A 7,716-nucleotide genomic window follows, 5' to 3' on the forward strand; every position below is an offset into this window, starting at 1 on the left:
GGCGGCGTGCCTGTTGTTAAGTGCCCTACTTATTGGTGCCGTTTATAGACGCAGGATACGTCGCCTATGCAAACCAAACGCATGACCTTCCCTGGGCGTTTTCTGCCCTACGCCTTACTGGCTCCTCAGGTCATTGTCACGCTGATTTTCTTTATCTGGCCAGCCGGCCAAGCGCTTTACCAATCACTGCTACGAGAAGATGCCTTTGGGCTACGCACCACCTTTGTGGGTTTGGAAAACTTTGCTCGCCTGTTTCGCGATGGCGCTTACCTTAACTCGCTCTCCGTGACAGTGGTGTTTGCGGTAGGCACCACGCTACTCTCCATGTCCGTTGCGCTGCTGTTAGCGAGCACGGTTAACCGCATGATCCGCTCACGCAGCACCTACACCACGTTGCTGGTATGGCCCTATGCGATTGCCCCTGCCATTGCCGGTGTGCTGTGGTGGTTTATTTTCAACCCGTCGATTGGCATTGTGCCCTACATACTGGACATGGTCGGCTACCAGTGGAACCACCGTAATTCGGGCGCAGACGCCATGATGCTGGTGGTTTTTGCCGCCGCCTGGAAGCAGATTTCTTATAACTTTCTGTTCTTCCTCGCTGGCTTACAGTCAATCCCTCAATCACTGATCGAAGCCTCGGCCATTGACGGCGCAAGCCCCATGAAGCGCTTCTGGACGATTATTTTCCCGCTGCTCACGCCAACCACCTTCTTCTTGATGGTGGTTAACGTGGTTTACGCCATGTTCGACACGTTCGGCATTATTCACGCTACTACTCAAGGCGGCCCCGCCCAGGCCACCAACACGCTGGTCTATAAGGTCTACGCCGATGGCTTCGTGGGTTTGAATTTAGGCTCGTCGGCCGCTCAGTCAGTGATTCTAATGGCCATTGTGGTCGCGCTCACGGTGGTGCAGTTCCGCTTTATCGAGCGCCGCGTGAACTACTAACACCACTGGCTAATTGTTTGGGAGACTTTCAATGGTTGAGAACCGACCCTGGGCGAATTTTTTTGCTCATCTGACGTTGATGATTGGCGTCGCGGTGGTGGTGTTCCCCGTGTACGTTGCGCTCGTAGCGTCTACCCAGGCGCCAGGCGACTTGCTACGCGGCACGCTGCCGATGCTGCCCGGCGCTCACGGTATCGAAAACTTTACCCGTATGTGGCAGTCCGGCGTTTCCAACGCAGGAGCCCCACCAGCAGGCATGATGCTATGGAACAGTTTTGTTATGGCCATGGCGATTACCGTAGGAAAACTGTCGATCTCGCTACTGTCGGCGTTTGCGATTGTTTACTTCCGCTTTCGTTTTCGGATGTTCTTTTTCTGGCTAATTTTCGTCACGCTAATGCTGCCCGTCGAAGTGCGCATTATTCCCACGTTTCAGGTCGTTGCGGATCTCAACATGCTCAATAGCTTTGCCGGGCTGTCGATTCCGCTAATTGCCTCGGCCACCGCGACGTTTCTGTTCCGCCAGTTCTTTATGACCATTCCCGAAGAAATGCTCGAAGCTGCTCGCGTCGACGGCGCCGGGCCACTGAAGTTTTTTAAAGACATCTTAATGCCGCTGTCAGTGACCAATATCGCCGCGCTGTTTGTGATCATGTTTATCTATGGCTGGAACCAATACCTGTGGCCACTGCTGATCACCACCGACCCTGACTACTACACCATCGTGATGGGTATTCAGCGCATGACCTCAGAAGAGAACCCCCAGTGGCACTTGATTATGGCGGCAGTGGTGATGGCAGCGCTACCGCCGGTATTAGTGATTCTGTTTATGCAACGCCTATTTGTGAAAGGCCTGACCGAGACGGAGAAATAAGATGGCCAGTATTACCTTGGAAGGGCTGAAGAAAACCTATACCGGCGATGTTCACGCCGTCAAAGGCATCGACTTACAGATTGAAGATGGCGAATTTGTGGTACTCGTCGGGCCATCCGGTTGTGGCAAATCGACCCTGCTACGCATGGTCGCGGGGCTTGAAACCATTACCGAAGGCACGCTCAAAATCGGCGACCGGGTAGTCAATAAGTTAGAGCCCGCTGAGCGCGATATCGCCATGGTGTTCCAAAACTACGCGCTTTATCCGCACATGACCGTCTACAACAACCTTGCTTATGGCTTAAAGAACCGCGGTTTTAAAAAAGATGACATCGATAAACGCGTGCGCTTAGCGGCCAAGATGCTGGAGATTGAAGACTTCCTGGAGCGCAAACCGCGCAAGCTTTCCGGCGGCCAGCGCCAGCGGGTAGCCATGGGCCGAGCGCTGGTGCGCGAGCCTTCAGCCTTCTTGTTTGATGAACCGCTTTCCAACCTGGATGCCAAGCTGCGCGTGCAAATGCGGGTGGAGATTAAACAGCTACAGCGTCGCCTAAAAACCACCAGCCTGTATGTCACCCACGATCAGCTGGAAGCCATGACCCTGGGCGACCGTTTGGTCGTGCTAAATGCCGGGCAAATTGAGCAGGTTGGCACCCCGATGGAGATCTACGCCCGTCCGGCCACCATGTTCGTTGCGGAATTTATTGGCTCTCCGGCAATGAACATGTTGCCGCTGGATTATCTGCGTACTCAAAACAGCAGCATGCTGGAACACCTCCCTGCAGGCACCGATATCCTCGGCATTCGCCCAGATGATATGCACCTCACCGCACCCGATGCGCCACACCTAGCCATCGACGCAACACTCATGCTCTTTGAGGCGGCAGGTGCGGAAAGCCATCTATACGTTAATCTCGCCGACAGCGAGCAACCCACGGTGATTCGCACCGCGGGCCAGCCAGCCGTTCGTGAAGGTGAAGCACTACGTTTCTACGTGCCCCGCGATGCTCTTCATCCTTTTAACAGCACCACTCAAAAGCGCACCGATGGTTGACAGCGCGACTTAAGAAAAACTTGCATAAGAAAAGCACATCATCGGAGACTTCATGCGCTACGTTTGAGCTAATAACAATAACTCGCTGCTCAGCTATTTTTGCCGGTAGTAGCGTATGGATCTCTATGATGAATACTGGTCTATGAAGACAGAATGTAATGACCTCGACAGCTTATACCGCGATCATTCCCGGCGCGTACAGGCGACTCTGATTCGCTTGCTAGGGGATTTTGAGCTTGCCGAAGAAGCAATGCAGGATGCGTTTGTGGCAGCGGTTCAGCAATGGCCAATTAACGGTTCACCCGACAACCCTCAAGCCTGGTTAATTCGTACCGGCTACCACTGTGGGGTTAATCAAATTCGCCAACGCAGCACGGCACGCCGCCGAGCTCATTTGCTGTTACCCGCCGAAGAGACACTGGATCTAGAACCAGCGACGATTCAAGACGATGCACTGCGCCTGTTGTTCACCTGCTGTCACCCAAGCCTGAGCATGGAAGCCCGCGTGGCATTAACCCTGCGGGAAATGTGCGGCCTCACTACCGAACAGGTGGCGAGTGCGTTACTTATGAAGCCCACTACGCTGGCTCAACGCATCGTGCGCGCTAAGCGCAAAATTCGCGATGCCCGCATCCCCTACGCGGTGCCTGACAGCGAAGCACTTCCCGAGCGCCTGCCGGATGTACTCCAGGTTATCTATTTAGTGTTCAACGAAGGCTACTCACGCAGCATGGGCAGCCAGGTCGTTGATGTTAGCTTGACGAAGGTAGTCATGCGCCTCGGTGAGGCGTTAGCAAGGCTGCTACCCAGTGGCGAGGTGTTCGGGTTGATGGCACTGATGCGGCTTAATGATGCTCGTCGCGATGCACGCCAAGACAGCGCGGGTGACTTAGTCACCCTGGACGAACAAAACAGAGATTTGTGGCACCAAGAGGATATTAATAGCGGTATCGAATGGCTTGAGCAGGCACTAGCGCTCACTCCAACCGGCTACTACACCCTACAGGCATCAATTGCCGCGGAACACTCACAGGCTAGCAGCGCCGAACAGACCGACTGGGGAAGAATCGTACGACTCTACAATGCGCTATGCCGCCACAATGCCTCACCCATTCTGGCACTCAATCGCGCAGTGGCCATCGCCATGAATGGCGCGCTGGCAACCGGTTTGCAGCTTCTCGATGAGTTAGTCCATCACCCACAAATGAGCCGCTACCACTTATTATACGCGGCACAAGCGGATTTACTGCGCCGCCAAGGCCAATATGATGCAGCGCGCAGTGCCTATCAGCAGGCGCTCGTGCTGGCGACGCTTGATCCAGAGAAGCGCTTTTTGCGCAGGCGGCTGTCTGAGCTAAAACAGCATTGATAAAAAACGTGATAAAAAAATAGTCCGACCATGTCGATTTCAGCTCGCCCCAAACGATTAGTAAGAGTACCCCCTCGGATCATCCAGGAGACTCTCAATGAAATTCATGCTAATTCGCCGTGCCGATACCAATACCGAAAACGGCGTTATGCCCTCCCAAGAACTGCTTGCCGACATGGCCGCTTATAACCAGCGTTTAACTGAGGCTGGTGTATTTTTAGGCGGTGATGGCTTACGTCCAACCAGCGATGGCTGCCTGATCCGCTTCGATAAGGGTACTCCCACCGTTATCCCAGGACCATTTTCGCCCCCCAGTGAGCGCATTGCTGGCTACAGCGTACTAGAAGCGCCAACGCTGGAAGAGGCCATTCATTGGGCTCAGCAGTGGCCCACCCAAGATGCCGATGGCAACGTGACACTTGAGCTGCGGCGCTTCTTCTCGCTGGAGGATTTTGAGCCCGGTGCCGGCATTGAGCAGCACCGTAACCTTGCCCGTGTGCCGGATGCCATGAACGTGCATGTTGCCTTTCCCGGCACTTGCCGTGAGGCCATGCAGTTTTATGCCGACGTCACTGGTGGCCAGTTGGAATGCCTACTGACTTACGCTGAAACGCCTGCCGCTGAACACGTACCGACCACCCTTCATGACCACGTTATCCATGCCTCGCTGAACCTGCGTGGACGCCGCTTGATGGGTGCCGATATGGCGGCTGACTGCTATACACCACCTCAAGGGGTAGAGATTCAACTGGAGTATCAGGATATTGAGCAAGCCGCACGAACCTTTGCTCAACTAGCGGAGGGTGGAAAGATTGTCATGCCATTCGAAGCCACCTTCTGGTCGCCAGGGTTCGGCATGGTAACCGACCGCTTTGGCGTCGGCTGGATGGTCAACGTTCCGTCAGAAAACTGCCCCTCAGCCACCGAAGGAGACGCTCCATGAAGTACGTTGCGCTAGTGTATTACCAAGAGCAAATCATCAATGCCATGAGCGAACAGGAGTGGTACGACCTCAACCAGGAGTGTATCGCGGGGGTCGAGCGCCTGAGCGCCAGCGGCAACTACCTTTCCGGGCAGCCGTTACAACCAACGGAGACCGCAACCACCGTGCGCGTGCGTGATGGCGAGACACTGATCTCCGATGGCCCCTTTGCCGAAACCAAAGAGCAACTGGCTGGTTTCTACCTACTGGAAGCTCGCGACTTGAATGAGGCACTGCAGTTGGCTAGCCGCATCCCGCCAGCTCGGCTGGGCAGCATTGAAGTACGCCCCGCTCGAGAACTCCCACCCAAAGCAAACGCAGGAGAAACAGCATGAACACTACCGCCACACCCTATGTCGATGGCTTCATCGCTGCCGTGCCGACCGCTAATAAATCTGAGTTTATTGAGCACGCCCGCGCCGCCGCAGAAGTGTTCAAAGAGTTCGGCGCACTGCGAGTGGTAGAGTGTTGGGAAGATGATGTTCCCGAAGGCGAGGTCACCTCGTTCTCCATGGCGGTTAAGCGAAAAGATGACGAAAGCGTTGTTTTTTCATGGATAGAGTGGCCTTCCAAAGCGGTACGCGATGTCGCTATGCCAAAAGTCATGGAAGATCCACGCTTACAAATGGACGTTAATCCCATGCCCTTTGATGGCAAGCGTCTTATTTATGGCGGCTTTGAAAGCATCATGACGATGTGAGTACACCGGGCCGTTTCACTCAATAGAAACGGCCCGCAAGCCCTTCCTCTTGGTAAGTGACTCCCCCTAGCGCAATCCCATAGCGGCTAAAACGCATCTTAATGGCTCCTTTCATATTGATGTCATTGTTCATCGTTAGCGTGCCAGAAAGGCCTGACAATGTGGTGACATCAATGACAAACCAACCGCGCAAACCGCTCAGCGACGAAGAAATCGCCTACTTAGAGGAACTGGCTAACGGCAACGCATTAGCCAAGCAGCGTCGCCGCGAGAAAAAGCGCCAAACGCCAGCGACAAAGAAACTCTTAGACTAACCACGCCTTACCAAGGCGTATTCATGCACGCTTTCTAAAACCACTTAATTATTATCATAGATAGCATAACGCAAAAAGCCGATGTACTTTTAGCACATCGGCAAAACGATCTTAATAAGTGACTTAAACGCTAAGGAAACTATTTATCATTTAAAAGTGATAGCGAGCACCTACTGCATAATACAGATCATCTTCGAAGTTATTATTGGCATCTTTATTAGCATCATTTAGCTCGACAAACACATCAAAATTGTTAGAAACATCGTAATGCGCCGCAGCGGCCCAAGCATCGCGATCCTTATCAGCGTTGTCTACGTCAATGTTGTAATAATCGAGATAGAAGGTCCAAGCGCCGGTGGCAAAGCTACCACCTAGGCCTACTGTGTCGAAACCGCCTCCTCGCTTATCGTTATCACCACGGGTTTCATAACCTAAACGCGCAGAGAAAGCGTCATTGATGTCGTACTCGGCCGTAGTACCAAAACGTGTTTCACCGTTGCCACCGCCACGCACGGAATCTTCTACATAACCGAGTGCTAAACGTAAGGGGCCAGTCGCGTAAACGACGCCACCTTGTGTGGCGATAACGCTACCTTCGCTAGACTGCTGCGCTTCAGTGAGGCCACGCTCAGAAAAGTGTTTTGCTGAGAAAACAGCCTGAAAACCGTTGATTTCAGGCGTTTTATAGCCAAGTGAGTCGCCACGCGCCTGAAGACCACCGCCGGCAAATTCATAGCCACGCTCTACATAAACATCGAACGGTGTCATCACGTAGTTATCGTAGTAACTGTTATAGTTACCCGCCATGAACGTACCGTACTGCTTACTTTCGAGACCCAGGTAGCTATTACGCACTTCGTCAAAGCCCGGGCGGCTGCGCTCATCCCCAGTAAAACGCCACTCTACCCGTGCAAACGCGCGCAGGTCAGCGTTGATTTGATGGCCTGCCGTAAAGCGCAAACGAGAGCCAAAATTACGGAACTCCTCGCCATTATCAACGCCATTTTTTTCACCACCGCCTTCAAACCCCATAGCGATGCGGCCGTAGATATCTAGCGTCGTGCCGTCTTGGTCATATACCACCGCCGCTTGAGCCGCAGAGGCACCCAACAAACCACTAATAGCTAGAGCAAGTGTCGCCTTTTTAAACATGATTGATCCCATTAAAGTAGTTAGCGCTTGTTATCAGCACTTTTAGTTACAAGAGAATTCAGATACCGAAGTCTTCTAATTCAATTTATTTTCAACCCAAGATTCGTCAGAAAAGGGTCGTCATAAAAATCGAAAAATTATGTTTAAGCTGCTTACCGAGCTTTTAATTGCGCATTGCGAAGGCACAATCGAGGATATGTTTACCTCGTCGTCAGCTACCTTAAAACCGATATATGTCATTCTTCTTAAAGTTTTATTTTTTTAGCGTTTTTTTTGATAACTATAAAAATGCAACCTGATCGACATATTGATCTGCTAAG

General features: G+C 52.7%; 9 protein-coding genes. 8 read left to right on the forward strand and 1 reads right to left on the reverse strand.

Annotation, left to right across the window (positions count from 1 at the left end):
* The first annotated feature begins 66 nt into the window (after positions 1–66).
* From ugpA to INT22_RS05505, 8 genes are all read left to right on the forward strand, one after another.
* A complete protein-coding gene (ugpA, locus tag INT22_RS05470) occupies positions 67–951 on the forward strand; it encodes a sn-glycerol-3-phosphate ABC transporter permease UgpA (protein ID WP_193061169.1) in 885 nt (294 codons plus the stop codon).
* 31 nt (positions 952–982) lie between these two features.
* A complete protein-coding gene (gene ugpE, locus INT22_RS05475; protein ID WP_193061170.1) occupies positions 983–1,825 on the forward strand; it encodes a sn-glycerol-3-phosphate ABC transporter permease UgpE in 843 nt (280 codons plus the stop codon).
* Position 1,826: 1 nt separating this feature from the next.
* A complete protein-coding gene (locus tag INT22_RS05480) occupies positions 1,827–2,879 on the forward strand; it encodes a sn-glycerol-3-phosphate import ATP-binding protein UgpC (RefSeq protein ID WP_193061171.1) in 1,053 nt (350 codons plus the stop codon).
* 142 nt (positions 2,880–3,021) lie between these two features.
* Entirely contained in the window at positions 3,022–4,248 is a 1,227-nt protein-coding gene (locus INT22_RS05485) for an RNA polymerase sigma factor (RefSeq protein ID WP_193061172.1), read from the forward strand.
* A 97-nt stretch (positions 4,249–4,345) separates the two neighbouring features.
* Complete coding sequence (locus INT22_RS05490) at positions 4,346–5,191, forward strand: YciI family protein (RefSeq protein WP_193061173.1); 846 nt, start codon at positions 4,346–4,348, stop codon at positions 5,189–5,191.
* The gene (locus INT22_RS05495) at positions 5,188–5,565 is read left to right on the forward strand and encodes a YciI family protein (RefSeq protein WP_089039979.1); all 378 of its coding nucleotides are present in this window, start codon (positions 5,188–5,190) and stop codon (positions 5,563–5,565) included. The genes INT22_RS05490 and INT22_RS05495 overlap by 4 nt, the downstream gene beginning before the upstream one ends.
* On the forward strand, positions 5,562–5,930 hold the full coding sequence (locus tag INT22_RS05500; RefSeq protein WP_193061174.1) for a DUF1428 domain-containing protein: 369 nt from the start codon (positions 5,562–5,564) through the stop codon (positions 5,928–5,930). Before INT22_RS05495 ends, INT22_RS05500 begins: the two co-directional genes overlap by 4 nt.
* 173 nt (positions 5,931–6,103) lie before the next feature.
* A complete protein-coding gene (locus INT22_RS05505; RefSeq protein ID WP_157698051.1) occupies positions 6,104–6,244 on the forward strand; it encodes a hypothetical protein in 141 nt (46 codons plus the stop codon).
* Between the two features lie 150 nt (positions 6,245–6,394).
* Here the strand turns inward: INT22_RS05505 and INT22_RS05510 are convergent, their stop codons facing one another.
* Entirely contained in the window at positions 6,395–7,396 is a 1,002-nt protein-coding gene (locus INT22_RS05510; RefSeq protein ID WP_089039981.1) for a porin, read from the reverse strand.
* Positions 7,397–7,716: the final 320 nt, after the last annotated feature.

Origin of the sequence: Halomonas sp. 3D7M, from assembly GCF_014897885.1 — a bacterium.
Lineage (GTDB): Bacteria > Pseudomonadota > Gammaproteobacteria > Pseudomonadales > Halomonadaceae > Vreelandella.